This is a genomic window from Halomonas sp. AOP7-E1-9 (assembly GCF_052376035.1).
Classification (GTDB): Bacteria; Pseudomonadota; Gammaproteobacteria; order Pseudomonadales; family Halomonadaceae; genus Vreelandella; species Vreelandella citrativorans.
In genome coordinates, this window is sequence record NZ_JBQSVC010000010.1 from 12,225 (window position 1) to 26,756 (window position 14,532).

General features: G+C 52.7%; 17 protein-coding genes. 3 read left to right on the forward strand and 14 right to left on the reverse strand.

The window, feature by feature from the left end; all coding sequences use genetic code 11:
* Nucleotides 1-6: 6 nt before the first annotated feature.
* A complete protein-coding gene (gene flgL / locus ACT3R4_RS07775; RefSeq protein WP_193056604.1) occupies nucleotides 7-1,254 on the forward strand; it encodes a flagellar hook-associated protein FlgL in 1,248 nt (415 codons plus the stop codon).
* Between the two features lie 57 nt (nucleotides 1,255-1,311).
* Here the strand turns inward: flgL and fliR are convergent, their stop codons facing one another.
* The 13 genes from fliR to fliF form a co-directional block, all read right to left on the reverse strand.
* Nucleotides 1,312-2,103 (reverse strand): flagellar biosynthetic protein FliR, encoded by a 792-nt coding sequence (fliR, locus tag ACT3R4_RS07780; protein ID WP_087109099.1) that lies wholly within the window; start codon nucleotides 2,101-2,103, stop codon nucleotides 1,312-1,314.
* A gap of 4 nt (nucleotides 2,104-2,107) precedes the next feature.
* On the reverse strand, nucleotides 2,108-2,377 hold the full coding sequence (gene fliQ / locus ACT3R4_RS07785) for a flagellar biosynthesis protein FliQ (protein ID WP_087109097.1): 270 nt from the start codon (nucleotides 2,375-2,377) through the stop codon (nucleotides 2,108-2,110).
* 27 nt (nucleotides 2,378-2,404) lie between these two features.
* On the reverse strand, nucleotides 2,405-3,172 hold the full coding sequence (gene fliP, locus ACT3R4_RS07790) for a flagellar type III secretion system pore protein FliP (RefSeq protein ID WP_140398986.1): 768 nt from the start codon (nucleotides 3,170-3,172) through the stop codon (nucleotides 2,405-2,407).
* An 8-nt stretch (nucleotides 3,173-3,180) separates the two neighbouring features.
* A complete protein-coding gene (fliO, locus tag ACT3R4_RS07795; RefSeq protein ID WP_193056603.1) occupies nucleotides 3,181-3,618 on the reverse strand; it encodes a flagellar biosynthetic protein FliO in 438 nt (145 codons plus the stop codon).
* Nucleotides 3,615-4,202 carry a flagellar motor switch protein FliN gene (gene fliN / locus ACT3R4_RS07800; protein WP_193056602.1) on the reverse strand — a complete coding sequence of 196 codons (588 nt, stop codon included), beginning with the start codon at nucleotides 4,200-4,202 and terminating at the stop codon, nucleotides 3,615-3,617. Before fliN ends, fliO begins: the two co-directional genes overlap by 4 nt.
* On the reverse strand, nucleotides 4,199-5,254 hold the full coding sequence (fliM, locus tag ACT3R4_RS07805; protein ID WP_087109091.1) for a flagellar motor switch protein FliM: 1,056 nt from the start codon (nucleotides 5,252-5,254) through the stop codon (nucleotides 4,199-4,201). Before fliM ends, fliN begins: the two co-directional genes overlap by 4 nt.
* 20 nt (nucleotides 5,255-5,274) lie before the next feature.
* Entirely contained in the window at nucleotides 5,275-5,751 is a 477-nt protein-coding gene (fliL, locus tag ACT3R4_RS07810; RefSeq protein WP_087109089.1) for a flagellar basal body-associated protein FliL, read from the reverse strand.
* A gap of 152 nt (nucleotides 5,752-5,903) precedes the next feature.
* Nucleotides 5,904-7,331, reverse strand: a complete 1,428-nt coding sequence (locus ACT3R4_RS07815; RefSeq protein ID WP_193056601.1) for a flagellar hook-length control protein FliK — start codon at nucleotides 7,329-7,331, stop codon at nucleotides 5,904-5,906.
* A gap of 19 nt (nucleotides 7,332-7,350) precedes the next feature.
* Nucleotides 7,351-7,803, reverse strand: a complete 453-nt coding sequence (gene fliJ, locus ACT3R4_RS07820) for a flagellar export protein FliJ (RefSeq protein WP_192527266.1) — start codon at nucleotides 7,801-7,803, stop codon at nucleotides 7,351-7,353.
* Nucleotides 7,800-9,194 (reverse strand): flagellar protein export ATPase FliI, encoded by a 1,395-nt coding sequence (gene fliI, locus ACT3R4_RS07825; protein ID WP_193056600.1) that lies wholly within the window; start codon nucleotides 9,192-9,194, stop codon nucleotides 7,800-7,802. Before fliI ends, fliJ begins: the two co-directional genes overlap by 4 nt.
* Before the next feature lie 11 nt (nucleotides 9,195-9,205).
* Nucleotides 9,206-9,964 carry a flagellar assembly protein FliH gene (gene fliH, locus ACT3R4_RS07830; protein ID WP_193053690.1) on the reverse strand — a complete coding sequence of 253 codons (759 nt, stop codon included), beginning with the start codon at nucleotides 9,962-9,964 and terminating at the stop codon, nucleotides 9,206-9,208.
* Complete coding sequence (gene fliG, locus ACT3R4_RS07835) at nucleotides 9,957-10,964, reverse strand: flagellar motor switch protein FliG (protein WP_087109079.1); 1,008 nt, start codon at nucleotides 10,962-10,964, stop codon at nucleotides 9,957-9,959. The genes fliH and fliG overlap by 8 nt, the downstream gene beginning before the upstream one ends.
* Nucleotides 10,957-12,729 carry a flagellar basal-body MS-ring/collar protein FliF gene (gene fliF / locus ACT3R4_RS07840; protein WP_193056599.1) on the reverse strand — a complete coding sequence of 591 codons (1,773 nt, stop codon included), beginning with the start codon at nucleotides 12,727-12,729 and terminating at the stop codon, nucleotides 10,957-10,959. The genes fliG and fliF overlap by 8 nt, the downstream gene beginning before the upstream one ends.
* Nucleotides 12,730-12,984: 255 nt before the next feature.
* Here fliF and fliE point away from each other — a divergent pair, with 255 nt between their 5' ends.
* Nucleotides 12,985-13,314 carry a flagellar hook-basal body complex protein FliE gene (gene fliE, locus ACT3R4_RS07845; protein ID WP_087109075.1) on the forward strand — a complete coding sequence of 110 codons (330 nt, stop codon included), beginning with the start codon at nucleotides 12,985-12,987 and terminating at the stop codon, nucleotides 13,312-13,314.
* Between the two features lie 88 nt (nucleotides 13,315-13,402).
* Here fliE and ACT3R4_RS07850 read toward each other — a convergent pair whose 3' ends face one another.
* Nucleotides 13,403-13,783: a flagellar protein FlaG gene (locus ACT3R4_RS07850; RefSeq protein ID WP_193056598.1), complete on the reverse strand. Its 381-nt coding sequence runs from the start codon at nucleotides 13,781-13,783 to the stop codon at nucleotides 13,403-13,405.
* Between the two features lie 328 nt (nucleotides 13,784-14,111).
* On the opposite strand from ACT3R4_RS07850, the gene fliS reads away from it, so the two are divergent.
* A complete protein-coding gene (gene fliS, locus ACT3R4_RS07855; protein WP_087109068.1) occupies nucleotides 14,112-14,528 on the forward strand; it encodes a flagellar export chaperone FliS in 417 nt (138 codons plus the stop codon).
* Nucleotides 14,529-14,532: the final 4 nt, after the last annotated feature.

The following is a 14,532-nucleotide window of genomic DNA, read 5'->3' on the forward strand; positions in this document are numbered from 1 at the left end:
TAGGCTATGCGTATTAGCAGCGTAACGATGTTTGAGCAAAGCACGGCCTCCATGAATCGCCAGCAAAGTGATTTCTTAAAGGTGAGTCAGCAACTCGCCAGTGGTCGTCGGGTAGTCAACCCCTCGGATGACCCGCAGGCGGCCTCACGTGCGGTGGGCGTTGATCAGTCAATCTCTATTACTGAGCAATACGCTGATTCGCGTGTCTCGGCTCGCAACTCAGTAGCACAAACAGAGAGTATCCTCAATAGCGTGAGCGATGCGGTAATCCGCGCAAAAGAGCTGCTCATCCAAGCCTCTAGCGATACGCTTAGCGATGTGGACCGTGAGTCGGTTACCAGTGAATTAAAAGGCGTTTACGAAACGCTCATCGGTCAGGCAAATGCGACCGATGGTAGTGGACGTTATCTATTTGGCGGTTACAAGGATAATGCGCCTCCGTTTGCTAAAAATGCAGAAGGCAGCGTTGAATATAATGGTGATGCGAATAGCCGCGAGCAGCAGGTTGATTCATCTCGGTTAATGCCGGTGACTGAAAATGGTAAAACCATTTTCCAAAGTGTGCCAAGCAGTGCTAGCTATGTGGCAAAAGCAGCGCCAGAAAATGACGGCAATGTGACCTTTTCGGGCCCTAATGTTAAAGATGTCACTGATGATAATTATGGGGAAGCATTCACCGTCGAATTCAGTGTCGATGGTGGTAGCGGTGATATTACGTATAGGGTAACCGGGCCTGATGGTGACATTACTCCCGATGGTCAAACCGCACCTGGTCCGTTTGCTTATACGGGCGATGGGCAGCAGCTATCGTTTGGCGGCATCAGCATTACCCTTACCGGGGAACCGGCAGACGGCGACGAAATTTCCATGGCCCGCCCAGGAACTCCAGAGCAGCCTGCAGATCTCTTTAAGACCCTGGAAGCGGCGATTGGCGTGCTTGAAAATCCCGCACAAACGGATACCGAAAAAGCGGCTATGCGTAACACCTTAAATAGCTCGATGCGCGAACTGGATAACGCATTGGATAACGTGCTGACCGTGCGTGCCTCTGCAGGCGCACGTCTTAATGAGTTGGACGTTATTGATGCGGTGGGCAGTAACCGCATGATGAACTATACGCAAACGCTGTCGGATCTAGTAGATCTGGATTATGTGGAGGCTATTTCCGAGTATAGCCTGCGCCAAGTGGGCATGCAGGCCGCGCAGAAGACGTTTGTCGATGTGAAGGGGTTATCACTGTTTAACTATATGTAAAAACAGATAAGAGCATGATATTAGCCCTGTCACGGTTATTTACCGTAACAGGGCTTTTTAGTTTAAAGGAGCCATCGCCTCTATCAGATTTTGCATCATTCCCAGCCCTTGGCTAAAGAGGGCCTGTAGAAAACGGTCAATACGCGTCATTAAGACCATCAAGAGCGTTAGCCCGACGGTGAGTGAGGTGGGAAAGCCAATATTGAACACGGTGAGCTGTGGGGCAGAGCGATTAAGAATACCGAGACATAGGTTGATAATCAGTAACGCGCCCACAACGGGTAGTGCTAGCAGCATACCTGCGGCGAAAATAGTGCCTGCGTAGCGGGCCAGAAGATCGAAGGCCCCCGGGTTCAAACCGGCTATCCCGATGGGCAGTGTCTCAAAACTCATGATCAGCGTTTCAAGTACCATTAGGTGGCCGTTAAATGCTAAAAACATGAGCAATGTGATCATATATAAAATGCGTGATAGCACCATAATGTTGGTGCCACTAGAAGCATCAAAGAACGTGGCAAACGCGAGCCCCATTTGTAAGCCAATATACTCACCTGCCGCCTGAACAACCGCAAATATAATATGCATGACCAGCCCTATGGCTAGTCCGATCACTATTTGCTCTACCATGATCCCTATGCCTGCCCAGGACATAATGGCGACGTTCGGCATGGCTGGGAGAATCGGTGCAATCACAATGGTCACTAACGCGGCGATTCCCACTTTTGCCTGGTTAGGGATGCTGGAATGTCCCCACAGCGGGGAAACGGCCATAAATGCTGTAATGCGCGCAAAGGGCCATAAAAAGGCTATCAACCAGCCTTGCAACTGAGCAAAGGTGATTTCCACCATGGCACTACATCACCATGTTGGGAATGTTAGTAAACAGTCGTGTCGTAAAATCCGTAATCAAGCTAATCAACCACGGGCCCGCCAAAACCAGAACGGCAAACACCGCCAGGATTTTAGGGATAAAGGTGAGCGTCATTTCGTTAATTTGCGTGGCCGCTTGAAAAAGGCTAACAAGTAAACCGGTAAAAAGCGCCGCCAGCAGTATGGGGCCTGCTAGAAATAGTGTGACGCGCATGCCTTGATACGCCATGCTCATTACCACCTCAGGGGTCATGCTTGCTCCTTGCCGCTGGCGCGGCACCTAGGTAACGTAAAAGCTTTGGGCGAGTGAGCCAACGATTAACTGCCAACCGTCAACCAGTATAAAAAGCATTAATTTGAACGGTAATGAAATTGTCACGGGCGGCACCATCATCATTCCCAACGCCATTAACGTGCTGGCGACCACCAGGTCGATAATCAAAAAGGGAATGAAAATAGTAAAACCGATTTGAAAGGCAGTTTTAAGCTCGCTGGTGACAAAGGCAGGCAATAACACGCGCATGGGGAGCTCTTCAGGACCTTGCAAAGGTCCTACGTCTGCCAAGCGGACGAATAGGGCTAAATCAGGCTCCCGCGTTTGGGCAAGCATAAACTCACGAAACGGTAGCTGGGCACGCAGCAAAAACTCTTCAAAATTAATCGTCTCGTTCGATAGAGGCTGCCAGGCTGTGTCATACACCTGAGAAAGAACGGGTGACATGATAAAAAAGGTTAGGAACAGCGCGATACCCAGCAGCACCTGGTTGGGTGGTGTTGCCTGCGTGCCCATCGCGGTTCGCAGCAGGCTCAGCACAATAATGATCCGTGTAAAGCTGGTCATCATCAGTAGCATCGCTGGCAGGAACGCCAGCGAGCTTAAAAGCAGCAGTGTTTGAAGCGATAGCGACCACTGCTGACCGCCATCCTCAAGCGGTTGAGAGATAATGCCTGGCAATTGTTGTGCATGCACGGGGTTAGTCAACATACAAAGTGCGACAGCAACGCCAAACAGCAGCCAAAGCTGCCAGTAGGACCTAACGGAGTGCATCCTATGCCTCATGGTGTTTGATGTGGGTCGGTATCGGAGCCTTTACGCCGACGCTTTGCCAGCGCCTGAGAAAGCCGTTGTGCAAAAGGCGGCGAATCAGAACGAGGGGAAGGAGCAGGTCTGTCGTCAGGTGCCGGGCGCTCATGCAGCTTGGTGACTCGGCCATTGCCTACTCCAAGAACCAGCCACGTGTCTTCAATTTCGACGACGACGACGCGCTCGCGATTGCCGACCGCCGTGCTCGTAATGACGCGTAGGTGGGCTCCCAGTTGCGGGCGAGCATTCTGCCAGCGCTTTAAGAGCGCTGTGCAGAGTAGAATCATGACTATAACCAATGCCAAGGCAGCGGCGGTTTTACCGAACATGGCCATGCCGATAAACGCATCACCGCTGCTGCCTAGCGCATCGATAGTTCTATCTTGCAATGGAGAGGTGTCAGCACTCATCGGTTAAGCTTGTGAATGCGCTCAGAGGGTGTGATGATTTCGGTAATACGAATACCGTATTTGTCTTCGATAACAACGACTTCACCCTGCGCGATCAAGTAGCCGTTAATGAGAATATCCATCGGCTCGCCTGCCAAGCCTTCGAGCTCAATCACTGACCCTTGGGCAAGCTCAAGCAGTTGCTTGATCGTAAGCTTCGTCCGGCCAAGTTCCACGGTCAGTTTTACCGGGATATCCATGACCATTTCAAGATCGCGTGTCTGCTTGCTTTCGTCAGCGGGACTTAGCGGCCTAAATATTTCATCGCTGGCGGGTTTCGCGGCTGAAGTGTCTGGCGCTGCATCCTCAGGGGTTGGGGCCTCCTCCTCGGCGGCTTCTTGTTCAGCCATTGCGGCTGCCCAAGGATCTTCCTCGCTGGCCGTATCGGCAGTGTTTGTCGTCTCCTCTTGTTCAGCCATTGCGGCTGCCCAAGGATCTTCCTCGCTAGCCGTATCGGCAGCGTTTGGCGTCTCTTCTTGCTCAGACATGGCGTCCGCCCAATCGTCATCGGAGACATTTTGATCGGGTTTATTAGGATCAGTCATGCTTTGGATTCCTTGGCTTGCTGTCGCTTCGAACCTTTAATAAAGTCCAGTGACGATACGTTATTCATAGCGGCATGGTCGATCATATGGAGAACGCGCAGCGCATGCTGCTGGCGCTGGCTACCATACTCGCACTCCATGACCGGGACTCCATCAACACGAGCGGTAATCGTATCGGGAATATCCAGCGGCAATACATCGCCTTTCTTTAGCCCCATTACCTGTGCAATACGGCTAGGTATTTGAGCAAACTCTGCCACCAGCTCTACTTCTGATTGGCGTATCTCGCTGGCCATGCGTCGGGACCAGGTGCCGTCATGGTCCTGATTACTGTCGTTAATAGGATTGGCGAGCAGATCCCGCAGAGGCTCAATCATGGCGTAGGGCATGCAAATCTGGAAATTACTTGAGAGATTGCCCACTTCAATATTGAACTTGGTGTTGACGACAATTTCGTTCGGTGAATTGGTGATATTAGCAAACTTGGCCTGGACTTCAGAGCGCACAAAATTAACGTCGACCGGATACACGACCTTCCATGCTTCCTGGTAGGCATCAATTGCCAAGTTCAGAAGACGGTAAATAATACGCTGTTCTGTATTGGTAAATTCACGGCCGTCTGATTTGGTAACAAAACGGCCATCGCCACCAAACAGATTGTCTACCACCATAAAAACAAGGTTAGGTGGGAAAACCACCAATGCCGAGCCACGCAATGGCTTCATTGCTACCAGGTTTAAGTTGGTAGGTACCGGCACGTTACGCGAAAACTCGCTAAAGCTTTGGTAACGGACGGACTCCACCGTGATGTCAGCGCTACGCCGAATCAAGTTAAACAAGCCATTTCGGAAATAGCGGGCAAATCGCTCATTAATAAAGTCGAATGCATGTAAGCGCTCACGGATGACCCTATGTTGTGTTGAAGGGTCATAAGGGCGAATGCGCGTCTCGCTAGCTGGCTGCGAAGAGGAGGGCGATGGTTCTTCATCACCACTGACGCCTTTTAGTAAGGCATCAATTTCTTCCTGGGACAGTAGATCGTCCTGCGACATGAACGGCTCCAGTGCCCGGGTTATTGCACAATAAATTCAGTAAACAGCACTTCGCGTAGATCAAGCGGCGGCTGATTTTCCGTCAGGGGTACGCCAAGGCGACTGATAATCGCTTGTGCTAGCTGCTCCTTACCTTCTGTGGAGGTAAGTTCACTGGCTTGCTTGCCTGAGAGTAAAATCAGCAGACGGCTACGCACTTGAGGCATGTGCTCTTCGATAATCGCTTTGCTCTCTTCATTGCCAACACGCAGCGTAATTCCTGTATACAAGAGGCGAGAACCATAGCGATCATCTGCAAGGTTGACCGTAAAAGGATCAATTCGCGTAAATACAGGCGTTTCACGCTCTGCTGGTAGCTGTGATTCGCCATCAGCACTCTGTTCATTACGCTGGTCAAGCACCATATAAATGGCTGCTGCTGCCCCTGCTGAGGAAAGGAGCACCAGAACAATCATTATCCAGAGCAGTTTTTTGGATCCGCCACTTTTTTCAGCCATTAGTCGTTCCGTTCCCATAATCGCCACACACCACTGATTACGCATTATGCCTAATATGGCGGGCGGTGATGAAATGAACAGGCTCGCTTGGCGAGCCTATCTTTTGGTTTTGCGCACCTGGGCGCGTGAGTCGCTACTCGTACAACGAATATTTAAGCGTAAAGATCAACCCGCCCATCAAGGGGGTGTGAAATATTCTCCGCAACGGGCGCTAGCGTGTCCTGATCACTGTCCGTTACGCTACTGCCCACCTGCGCACCAGCGTTATTGCCTTTTTCAGCAAAGGCCTGTTCATTGGAATTATGCTGCTCGCCAACGGAGGTTTCGCCTAACGAAATACCCTGCTCTGCTAGTGCTTCACGAAGCTGAGGAATCGCTTGTTCAACCACTTGGCGAACCTGCATGTGCGACGATAAGAAGTGTGCTTGTGTCCCTTGCTCACTGACTTTCAAGGTAATTGACAGTGGCCCAAGCTCAGCAGGATGTAGTTGCATCTTAATCTGTTGCTCGCCTCCGCGCTGAGCGAACTGAACCAACTGCTGGCCAAGCTGTGAAGACCAGGCAGGACTGCTGACTGGTGTTCCCAGCGAAGCGTGTGAAGATGGCATCGACGAGGACGCTGCTACAGGGGCATTACCGGCGGAGGCTGAGTTCGGGAACCCAGCAGCGGTTGGTTGGCCACCACGTAAAAGCGGTTCAAGCTCGTCTGGCGTTGCCAGCGGCGCTGAGGGCGTCAATGGGCCAATTTTTGTCAAAACATCCTGGCTGTTGGCAACGGTTGGTTGGCCGTTAGCGGTGCCCAGCTTTGTCGCAATAGCGTTGGTTGTAGAAAGAGTGCTTGAGGCATCGTGACGATAGGCGCCACTGCTCAACGGTTGGCTCTGCGGCCCTTTGTGAGTAGCTAATGCCCCAGTACTGCTTTGTGTCGTAGCGGTAAGCATGACACTTAACGCGCTAACAAGCTGACCCGCTTCCTCTTCGCTAAGATGCGAGAGTAATTCAATGGCGTTGTCTGAGTGCTCTAACGCCATACCCGGCTGGGGGTCTATGCCGAGTGCACTGAGCAATTCAGCGGTCTGCTCTTGGCTCAGGTCGAGCTGTTGGAGCAGTGCCTCAAGCTCGGGCGCTACCCCTTGAAGCGCTTCAGCCGGCTCGGCTGGTTCTGCAAAGGAAGCAAGCAGGTTCATGCGAGCAGCAATTTCATCAAGAAACGTTAATGGCTCGCTGTTGGGCGGATCAATCGCTAGCTCTGGCGTTAACATATCGCTCGTTGCGACCTCATCAAGAGGCGTTAATGACTCGCTGTTTAATGGATCAACCGGCTGCTGTGACGCTAACGTGTCGCTTGCTGCGAGTGATAACCTGGCCTGTAATGAGGCAAGCTGTTTTTGAACCTGTGCTGGCGTTTGGCTGTCTACTTCCGTAGCACGTAATGGCGCATTAGTTGATGGCAAAGTAGCTGCTTGAGATAACGCTTGGCGAAAAAGATCCGGCGTATTTACAGACGCAGAGAGAGGCGAGCTGGCCATTGAGGCAGAACCCTGATTCTGTGCACCTGACAGCAATAGCTGTATGTTCATTTATCGTTCCTCAGTGCCACTAATGCGGTTTTTCATTGTGCTGGCGAGCCAGGCGGCTGGTCACCAAGTCATCATTGGTTTTTTGCTCATGGCGTTCAAGACGACGGTGCTCTTCTGATAGCCGACGGGTAGTCAGTGTATCGTAGGAAGAGAGCTTGCGCTGCTCTTGTTGCCAGTGCTGTTGACTCTGTTGAACGCGCTGCTGTTGAGCGATTAACGCTTGGCGAGCACGACTTAACGCAGCGTCAAGTGAGGCCAGAAACTGCTGATAGTTGTACATGGTAGCGGGGTCAATACCTTCACGCATGGCCTTTTGCAAACGCTCGGCATACTCCGTGCGATACTGGCTAAGCGACTGCAACTGAGCGGCCGTCTGCTGCTCGGTTTGTCGCTCATGTGCAAGCAATTGACCTGCCTGGTCGCGAGCATCCTTGGCTAAACCCGTTAACATTTCTAGCTGTGAATGGCTCATGTTCGACCTCCCACTACGGTATGCAGTGCCTGGCGTGAATCCTCAAGCGTGGCACACTCGCTAATGTTTTGTTGAAGAAAGCGCTCAAGCGCGGGAAAAAGGTTCACCGCTTCGTCAAGCCTTGCGTCGTGGCCTGGGCTATAAGCACCGACGCTAATCAAATCCCGATTACGCTGATAGCGAGAAAACATTTGCTTAAAAGCGCGGGCTTCCTGCAGTTGTTCCGGTGTGGCAATTGCCGTCATCGCACGGCTAATGGAGGCTTCAATATCAATAGCCGGGTAGTGGCCCGCTTCAGCAAGGCTGCGAGATAGCACAATATGGCCATCCAGAATTGCTCGAGCAGAGTCGGCAATCGGGTCCTGCTGATCATCACCTTCGGTAAGCACGGTATAAAATGCGGTAATGGATCCGCCGCCACGCTCAGCATTGCCTGCCCGTTCAACAAGGCCTGGTAGCTTGGCAAATACGGAGGGTGGATACCCTTTGGTTGCTGGTGGCTCACCAATGGCGAGGGCGATTTCACGCTGGGCCATAGCATAACGAGTTAACGAATCCATAATCAGCAACACATTGCGCCCAGCATCGCGAAACCCTTCGGCCAGCCGTGTCGCATAAGCGGCCCCCTGGAGGCGCTGCAGCGGCGAGGTGTCGGCTGGCGCAGCGACGACTACAGAACGACGTCGGCCCTCCGGCCCTAGAATGTGATCAATAAAATCTTGTACTTCTCGACCACGTTCACCAATTAAGCCCACCACGATAACATCGGCTTGGGTATAGCGAGCCATCATGCCCAGTAGCACCGATTTACCGACACCGGAGCCTGCAAACAGGCCCATTCGCTGGCCTCTACCGACACTTAAAAGCGCATTGATGGCACGAATGCCAACATCAATCTGGTCTTCAATCGGCGCGCGGGATAGCGGATTCAGTGGCGCCGAGCTAAGCGTTGCATGGGTTACTTCCTCAACGCTTTCACGATCATCCAAAGGGTTGCCGTTGCCGTCTAAAACGCGGCCCAATAATTCATCTCCGATGGGAAAACGGCGTGCGCTGTGCCCGCTTCCATCGCCAAGTGGAGAGACTCTGGCGCCAGGCATCAGCCCGGAAATTTCTTCCAGCGGCATAAGGAAGAGTTTGTCGCCCGCAAAGCCGACCACTTCGGCTTCTGCATGTTTGTCGCTGTCGGTAAGGCGCCCATCAGGGCCAGAAAGCTCTATACGGCAGGCGCTGCCAACGGCTACGCGCAGCCCAACGACCTCAATCACCATGCCGGTCGCGCGTGTTACGCGGCCGCTACTGCGCTGGTGCGGTAAGCGGCTTATCCGCTGCGTGGTGCGGCGTATTGCTTTATGCCAGCGGTGTTGATGAGGACATGTTGAGTCAGACATGCGCGGTCCGCCTATGAAGACGTAGTATTGGGTGAATGACGCTTACGGGCCTGGGACTGGATCGCCTGCCAGCGGCTTTCAAAGGTGGCATCTAATTCACCTTGAGCGCTGGTGACGCGACAGCCACCTCGCGCCAGCTGGTCGTCAGGCTGTAATTTCCAGTTAGCGGCGCTAAGCTCATTACCTAGGTGAGTTTCTACCAGAGTATGGTCTTCAGGGTTTAGCCACAGACGCTGCTGCCCAACCAGCGGTGGCTCCGTATGTAGAAGCTCACGGACAATATTCAGAATTTGTTCGGGTGTTTCTTGCAGGGCTTCCCCAGCTAACTGCTTGCCTGTCGCCAATGACAGCGCCACAAGATCGTGAGCAACGATTTCATCAATACGCTCCAGGGCATCTGCAAACTGTTTAGCCAACGTATGCAAAGGCGTAACCGCTTGATGAATCTGTTCCTGGAGCTCTTCTTTTGCCTGGGCGCGACCCTCTTCCAGACCTTTTGCTAACCCTTCTTCATGACCCTGTTGTAACCCAGCCTGATAGCCCGCCTCTTCAGCCTCCTGGCGAAGACGTTCATAAAGCTCCTCGCGCTCCTGCTGTTCGCGCTGATGTGCCTGTTCGGCTGCTTTTTGTGCAGCCAGCACTTTGCGCTGGTGCGCAGACGGCACCGCAGGCGCCTGGTTGGCCTCTTTGTGTTGCGGGACAAGCTCATCCATTTGCCAGCGTTGCCAGCTACGATGACGGTCAAACTCAGGAGACGACGAATTAGACATATTCGTCATCTCCTCCGGCCAGCACGATCTCACCTGAATCGGCTAAGCGGCGCACCACTTGTAGAATGGCTTTTTGCTCCGTTTCAACTTGTGAAACACGAATGGGTCCGCGTGCTTCCATGTCTTCGCGAACGAGCTCTGAGGCGCGCTGGGACATGTTGCGCAAGAACTTGTCGACCAATGCATCCTGTGCACCTTTGAGCGCCACCACCAGCGAATTGGTTTCGACTTCCTGAAGCACCATTTGGATAGCGCGGTTGTCCAGGTCGAGCAGATTTTCGAACAGAAACATTTCGTCGATAATCTTTTGAGCCAGGTCTTCGTTGTGCGCGCGAACGGTTTCGATGGCTGTCTCTTCCTGAGAAGAGTTCATCAGGTTGAGGATTTCGGCTGCGGTTCTCACGCCGCCCATCTTGCTGCGCTTAAGGTTCTGACCATCCAGCATGCTGGTGAGCACTTCGGTGAGTTCCTGCAGTGCGGCGGGCTGAACACCGCTAAACGTGGCGATCCGCAAGACGACATCGTTACGCAGTTTTTCTTCAAAGTGCTCAAGAATATCTGCCGCTTGATGGCGGTCAAGGTGAACCAGAACCGTCGCGATAATCTGCGGATGCTCATCGCGGATCAGCTCTGCAACCATGGTGGCTTCCATCAGGTTGAGCGCATCAATACCTGAGTTGCCGCCGGTTGTCTCCATGATATCTTCAATCAGGCTGGTCGCGCGTTCGCTACCCAATGCCTTGGTGAGCACAGAACGGATATGTTCGCTGGAGTTAAGATTGAGCGCGACAAACTCTTCTGTCTCTTTGTGGAACGCTTCAAGTACGGCCTTCATATCCTCGTGGGATACTTGATTTAGGCGCGCCATTTCCATACTGATATCTTGTACTTCGCTGGCGCTTAGGTACTTGAACACCTCTGCCGCGCTGTCTTCATCAAGAGCGAGCAGAAGAATGGCGCTTTTGCGAGCGCCGCTCATGTCGGCTAGTTCGCTACTCATTGGCATTCATCCAGCTGCGAATAATCATGGCGATCATGCGTGGGTCATCCTGTGCCATGTCACGCAGGTCATTAAGATTGTGTTCGTATAGCGACGTTTTGCGGTTTCGCTTGGGCTTATTGCTATAGGTGTTGCCTTCCTCATCAAGCGCTTCACCCTCAGCCCCAGCCTCGTCTTCCACATCGCCACCCACGCTGGTCGCAAGCGTTTGTCCTGGAAGGACCGGCGCCACAGCGGGTGTCTGCGTATAACGCTTGATCAAGGGACGTAAAATAAGTAGATAAAGCAATAAGGCAGCAAGCGCGACAAGCAGATAGCGCCCCAGGGTGCTGGCAATCGCGAGTGTGCCGGGGTCTTTCCACCAATCGGTTTCAGCCGCATCCTCGCGGGTATCGGCAAAGGGTGAATTCACCACTTCAATTTGATCCCCGCGCACTTCAGAGAAGCCCATTGCCTGGCGTACCAGGCGCTCGATTTGGGCAACCTCAATGTCCGTTAGCGCGACGCGCTCAAGTTCACCTTCGGCATTAACGGTGTCGCGGTAATTAACTACGACGGCCGCAGAAAGCCGCTGAATTTGCCCCAGCCGATGCTGTACATGCTCAACGCTGCGGTCGACTTCATAATTGACCACATCTTCCTGACGCAGACTACGCAGTGCTTCAGGCGGAACGTCATCAGCTTCTTCCTCGTCACCCTCTGCACCTTCTGGCTGGTTAATGGGAGAAGGGGCTGTGCCGGGCGGCGTATTGCTGAGTGCCCCAGGAATGCCGCTTGCCAAGGGGTCGTCACCGTCAAAGGAGAAGCTCAACTGGCGGCTGCGTACGGCCGCTTCATTGGGCGGCTGGTTCGGGCCATAGCGCTCGGAGGTTTGTTCTCGGCTTGAGAAGTCGATTTGTGCGGCGACCTGAGCGCGCACATTGGCCTGGCCCAGGATAGGCGTAAGAATATGCTCGATGCGCTGCTGATAAGAGCGCTCTACTTCCGCGATATACTCAAGCTGGGAGCCGTCAAGATCATTACCTTTCGAGGAATTAGCTGACAGAAGGCGGCCATTTTGATCAACAACCGTGACATCCTCTGCGGCAAGCTCGGGAACACTGCTGGATACCATATGGATAATGGCGCTTACCTGCCCCTCGCCCAGCACGCGGCCGGGTAGCAGCGTCAATATAACGGAGGCCTTGGCCGGTTCGCGGTCACGAATAAACACGGATGGCTTGGCCAGCGAAAGGTGAACGCGAGCCCGCTCAACAGGCCCTAGCGACTCAATTGAGCGGGCCAGCTCACCCTCCAGGCCGCGCTGGTAATTAACCTGTTCAGCAAACTGACTAATACCAAACGCCTGGGTATCCATTAACTCAAGGCCGAGATTGCCGCCCCGAGGCAGCCCTTGCTCGGCAAGCTGCAACCTCAGTGTATATATCTGATCACTTGGTACCAGCAGAGCTTGGCCGCCTTGGCTAAACTGATAGGGCACGGAGCGGCTATCAAGCTCTGCAATAATTTGACCACCATCCGCCTCGGTAAGATTGCTGTATAAAACGCGGTACTCGGGGCTGCTTGCCCACATGAACAGTGCGGCGACAAGAGCAATAGAGGCTGCTCCTGCAATTAGCAGCACTACCAGCGGGCTACCACGTAACTGTTTTAACAGGCGCTCAACCATAGGACTGCTTTTTACATCGCTGTCTGTTGGACCATTGCGGAGAGTGCTTTGTGTCGTGCTGTTTTGACGGCCTGCCGTTGCACCGGTTTCACTCATGCATCCCTCCAAAGGGGTAAGCAAAACAGATGCCGGCCCAGGCGCATCACCAAAGAAGGCATAGGCTATATCCGTCAATCGCGGTTATCCGCCTGGAGGAAAAGGCGGAATTGTGATGGGCGCCATTATCCCGAGGTGTGTCGAGCATAAATGAACGAAAAGCTTGGCTTTTAGTGCGCAATTGTACGTATGAGCGCAGCGACAGCAGTGTTAGGCTTTGCCCATTACTTTATTTAAAGCTGATGAGGCTTATGTATGAGTACGCCGGCAATACAAGCAGCGCTTCAACAAATGCAAGGGCTCGCGACGCAAGCGGCAGCGCAACCGTTAAAAGGTGAGCATGTCTCGACGGCAGTAGGGCAGGGCGGTTTTGGTAGCGAGCTACAGGCATCAATTCAGCGTATTAATCGTCTTCAAAAAGCGGCTGATGCAAAAGCCATGGCGTTTCAGGCAGGAGAGCCGAACGTTGAGCTGAACGACGTTATGGTGGATATGCAAAAAGCGAGCGTTGCCTTCCAGATGGGGCTTCAGGTGCGTAACCGTGTGGTGACTGCGTATCGCGATGTAATGAATATGCAAGTGTAGTGGCTTGAAGCTTCCTTCAAACAAGGCGCCAGAAATAAGTAAGTGTTGCGTTAGCTGGCGCTTGTTTGAAGAAGGCTTTGCCGAGTCTTTATACCTCCAGTGAAATAAGGCGTCCTTGCATTTCTTCTAGGCGCTCAGCAATGGCCAGCACTTCTTCTGAAGGGATCTGGCGAATGACATCCCCAGACTCCCGGTCAATAACGCGTGTCACAATACGTGATGACTCATCGCTAACATCGAACTCTATTCCATGCGCTTGCATCGCCGCGTTAATACGCTGGATGGGTTCAATCAGCTCGCCTTTTGTTACGGCGGTAGTTCCTGAGACAGCTCCTGAGCCAGTTTGAGCGCCGCTATTGTCTGTCGTTGACAGTTGGGCGAGCGTGCTGTCCAGGCGTTGTTGCGGCGTTAGGTGGGGTGATGGTGTGGCTGATAGTGTTGTTATGGTATCCGTTAGCGGTGATGTCATGACAGCCGTTCCTTGTAAAGATAAGGGCTAAATAGTAGTGACTCAGTAGTAACAACCCATGGATAAGTCGGTTTGGATAAAGCGTCAGCCCTGCCTCTATAGCTGAGCCTCCTTACTATTATCGGCTGATACGCCACAAACTTTATAATGGGTTGGTCAGGTATTCTTTTTGTTGCAAAGAAAGTTGGCTGCGCCATTAAAGTCTGGCGCCATTGCGCCGATATCATTTTATAGATGAGCATGGTGTGCTCGTATTAAATGAGAAAAGGCGGGCGGCGGTTACCGTGTTGTCTGACCAGTAACCGGTATCAATTAGGAGTTCAAGCTAGTGACATACTCTCGCGGCAGTGCTGCCTACGGAAGAGGTGCTAACGCTTATGCGCGCGTTGGTGTCGAAAGTGGCGTGATGTCAGCTGATCCGCATAGGCTTATTGTCTTGTTGTTTGAGGGAGCGCAAACATCTATTCGTGCTGCGCGTATCCACATGCAAAGCGGCAACACGAGTGAGAAAGGCAAAGCAATATCCAAAGCGTTGGATATTATCAATAACGGCCTTGGCGCCGCCCTTGACCAAGAAAAAGGTGGCGATATTGCTGAGCGATTGGCGTCACTTTATGACTACATCGCTCGCTTATTACTCACCGCCAATTTGCGAAATGACGAGGAAAGCTTAAACCAAGCGGAGCAACTGCTTGAAAATATTGCCTCTGCATGGCGTGAAATTGGACAACAGCAAAGCGTATGAGGCC

Coding starts and splice junctions, on each gene's coding strand:
- flgL (WP_193056604.1), top strand. CDS start 7: ATGCGTATTAGCAGCGTAACGATGTTTGAGCAAAGCACGGCCTCCATG.
- fliR (WP_087109099.1), bottom strand. CDS start 2,103: ATGGTGGAAATCACCTTTGCTCAGTTGCAAGGCTGGTTGATAGCCTTT.
- fliQ (WP_087109097.1), bottom strand. CDS start 2,377: ATGACCCCTGAGGTGGTAATGAGCATGGCGTATCAAGGCATGCGCGTC.
- fliP (WP_140398986.1), bottom strand. CDS start 3,172: ATGCACTCCGTTAGGTCCTACTGGCAGCTTTGGCTGCTGTTTGGCGTT.
- fliO (WP_193056603.1), bottom strand. CDS start 3,618: ATGAGTGCTGACACCTCTCCATTGCAAGATAGAACTATCGATGCGCTA.
- fliN (WP_193056602.1), bottom strand. CDS start 4,202: ATGACTGATCCTAATAAACCCGATCAAAATGTCTCCGATGACGATTGG.
- fliM (WP_087109091.1), bottom strand. CDS start 5,254: ATGTCGCAGGACGATCTACTGTCCCAGGAAGAAATTGATGCCTTACTA.
- fliL (WP_087109089.1), bottom strand. CDS start 5,751: ATGGCTGAAAAAAGTGGCGGATCCAAAAAACTGCTCTGGATAATGATT.
- ACT3R4_RS07815 (WP_193056601.1), bottom strand. CDS start 7,331: ATGAACATACAGCTATTGCTGTCAGGTGCACAGAATCAGGGTTCTGCC.
- fliJ (WP_192527266.1), bottom strand. CDS start 7,803: ATGAGCCATTCACAGCTAGAAATGTTAACGGGTTTAGCCAAGGATGCT.
- fliI (WP_193056600.1), bottom strand. CDS start 9,194: ATGTCTGACTCAACATGTCCTCATCAACACCGCTGGCATAAAGCAATA.
- fliH (WP_193053690.1), bottom strand. CDS start 9,964: ATGTCTAATTCGTCGTCTCCTGAGTTTGACCGTCATCGTAGCTGGCAA.
- fliG (WP_087109079.1), bottom strand. CDS start 10,964: ATGAGTAGCGAACTAGCCGACATGAGCGGCGCTCGCAAAAGCGCCATT.
- fliF (WP_193056599.1), bottom strand. CDS start 12,729: ATGAGTGAAACCGGTGCAACGGCAGGCCGTCAAAACAGCACGACACAA.
- fliE (WP_087109075.1), top strand. CDS start 12,985: ATGAGTACGCCGGCAATACAAGCAGCGCTTCAACAAATGCAAGGGCTC.
- ACT3R4_RS07850 (WP_193056598.1), bottom strand. CDS start 13,783: ATGACATCACCGCTAACGGATACCATAACAACACTATCAGCCACACCA.